Here is a 2,506-nt window from a genome sequence, read left to right as displayed (position 1 = left end):
GCGCAGGGCGTTGGAGTGGGCACGCCACGCCGCCCGCCAGGCCGGCATTGCGGGGCTCATCGCTGAAGTCGACCGCGCATTCCTGGCGCTGGACACGCCGGCGGCACGGCTGATCGCGGCTGGCGAGCAGCGCCCGTTGCTGCTTGAGGACGTCGAGGCGTTGCAGGCGTCGCCGGCGCTGCTGGTCGATAATTTCCGATATGTCGTGCGCCAACAGGAGAAAACGGTCTCGCTGGCCACGCGCCCGGTTCTGTTCGCGCTGGCCCGTACGCTCGCCGAAGCGTGGCCAGGCGATGTGTCCAGGGCGACGCTGATCGCGCAAGCCTTCGGCGGCAGGCACGCCGATGAATCGCATCGGGCGCGGCTGCGGGTCGAGATCGGTCGGCTGCGCACCGAATTGCGGAGCCTGGCCGACATCGGCGCCACCAGCCAGGGCTTCGCGCTGGCGCCGCGCCAGGCACGCGAGGTGCTGGTGCTGGCGCGGCCGATCGAGGAGCGGCACGCGGCGGTGCTGGCTTTCCTTGCCGACGGTGAATCCTGGGCGAGTTCGGCGTTGGCGCTGGCGCTTGGCACCGGGCAGCGCAGCGTGCAGCGGGCGTTGGAGCAGCTTGGCGAGGCCGGCAAGGTGCAGTTTTTCGGTCACGGCCGGGCGCGCCGCTGGATGACGCCTCCACTGGTGGGATTCACGACCACCTTGTTACTCCCGGCCCCGCTGCCGAACGGTTAGGAAGTGACATCGGATCTCAATGAGGACAAGGACATGAAACAGTCAACGGCCGAAATCCTGCGCGAATACGGACCCTTTGCCGATGTGGAGAGGGTGCATGGGGTGAGCTTTGACGGCAGCAATGTCTGGTTTGCCTCGGGCGAGAAGCTGAACGCCTTCGATCCGGAGAGCGGGCAGAACCTGCGCTCGATCGATGTCGCGGCGCATGCCGGCACCGCCTGGGACGGCCAGCATTTCTTCCAGCTTGCCAACGACCTGATACAGAAGATCGACCCTGATACCGGCCAGGTGTTGGCGACTATTCCGGCGCCCGGTGGTGGCGGCGATTCCGGGCTGACCTGGGCCGAAGGAACGCTCTGGGTGGGACAATACCGCGAACGCAAGATCCACCAGGTCGACCCGGAAACCGGTGCGATCCTGCGCACCATCGAATCCAACCGCTTCGTCACCGGGGTGACATGGGTCGAGGGCGAGCTGTGGCACGCCACCTGGGAAGGCGACCAGAGCGACCTGCGCCGCGTCGACCCGAAATCAGGCAAGGTTCTGGAGAAGCTCGACATGCCGGCCGGGATGGGCGTGTCGGGGCTGGAATCCGATGGCGGCGACCGCCTTTATTGCGGCAGCACATCCGCCGGGGTGGTGCGGGCGGTGCGCCGGCCGCGGTGAGGATGCGGCCGACGCCGAAGTCACACTTGCAGGCGCACTTCACACGGCAATTTGTCCGCTGTCGGCTGGCCGTTGCCCCTTGTCGGACCTAGATAGGCTGTGCGCCGGGCGGACGCCCGGCCCAGCTTTGCAAAGGATCCCTCATGCCTGAACAGCCCATCATGCCCGAACAGATTGCATTGAACGACGGCTCCGCCATTCCCCAACTCGGCCTCGGTGTGTGGCAGGTCGACCAGGACATCACCGCCGACGTGGTGGGTTGGGGCATCGAGGCCGGCTATCGCCTGATCGACACCGCCGAAGGCTATCAGAACGAGGAAGGGGTCGGAGAGGCGATCCGCAGTGCCGGCGTGCCGCGGGCTGAGCTGTTCATCACCTCGAAACTGCGCAACGGCGCGCACCAGCGCGATGCGGCCTTGCGCGCCTTCGACGAGACGATGGAGAAGCTCGGCGTCGAACAGATCGACCTGTTCCTGATCCACTGGCCTGTGCCCAGCCAGGACAAATATGTCGAGGCCTGGAAGACGCTGGTCGAACTCAGGCAGGCCGGCCGCATCAAATCGATCGGCGTTTCGAACTTCAACCAGGACCATCTGGAGCGGATCATCGGCGAGACCGGTGTGACGCCCGTCGTCAACCAGATCGAGCTGCATCCCCAGTTCCAGCAGCGCGGTGTCAGGGACTTTCATGCCAAGCACGACATCCGTATCGAAAGCTGGAGCCCTCTGGGCAGCGGCCGGCTGCTCGGCGATCCGACCATTGCAGGCATCGCCAAAAAACATGGCAAGTCCGTCGCACAGGCGATCATCCGCTGGCATCTCCAGGAGGGGCTGATCGTCATTCCAAAGTCGATCCGCAGGGATCGCATCGCCGCCAATTTCGATGTCTTCGATTTCGAACTGGATGCGCAGGACCTGCAGACGATCCGCGGCATGGATTCGCCCGAGGGCCGCAACGGACCCAACCCCGCCACAGCCGCGTTCCTGTTCTGAGAGGTAAGTTTTAACGAGCTGGCAACGAAACTGCTAATCTCCCCCACGAGGGGGGAGATTGGCAGCTTTGCGGCTTTCGCCAATTTCTTGCGCCCCTCAAATCCCGGACCCATCCAACTGC

The 2,506-nt window shown here is 65.0% G+C and carries 2 protein-coding genes and 1 pseudogene; all 3 read left to right on the top strand.

Annotated features, from left to right (window positions below; translation table 11 throughout):
- Positions 1 to 727 (top strand): annotated as a pseudogene (locus tag EN925_RS31645) (helix-turn-helix domain-containing protein); the annotation flags it as partial.
- 33 nt (positions 728 to 760) lie between these two features.
- A complete protein-coding gene (locus EN925_RS31640; protein ID WP_013530712.1) occupies positions 761 to 1,393 on the top strand; it encodes a PQQ-binding-like beta-propeller repeat protein in 633 nt (210 codons plus the stop codon).
- Between the two features lie 143 nt (positions 1,394 to 1,536).
- Positions 1,537 to 2,385: an aldo/keto reductase gene (locus EN925_RS31635; RefSeq protein WP_127369515.1), complete on the top strand. Its 849-nt coding sequence runs from the start codon at positions 1,537 to 1,539 to the stop codon at positions 2,383 to 2,385.
- Positions 2,386 to 2,506: the final 121 nt, after the last annotated feature.

Origin of the sequence: Mesorhizobium sp. M7A.F.Ca.US.006.04.2.1 (assembly GCF_004022915.1) — a bacterium.
Classification (GTDB): domain Bacteria; phylum Pseudomonadota; class Alphaproteobacteria; order Rhizobiales; family Rhizobiaceae; genus Mesorhizobium; species Mesorhizobium ciceri.
Note: the sequence above shows the minus strand (reverse complement) of the source record. Positions and strands in the feature narration are given on the sequence as shown.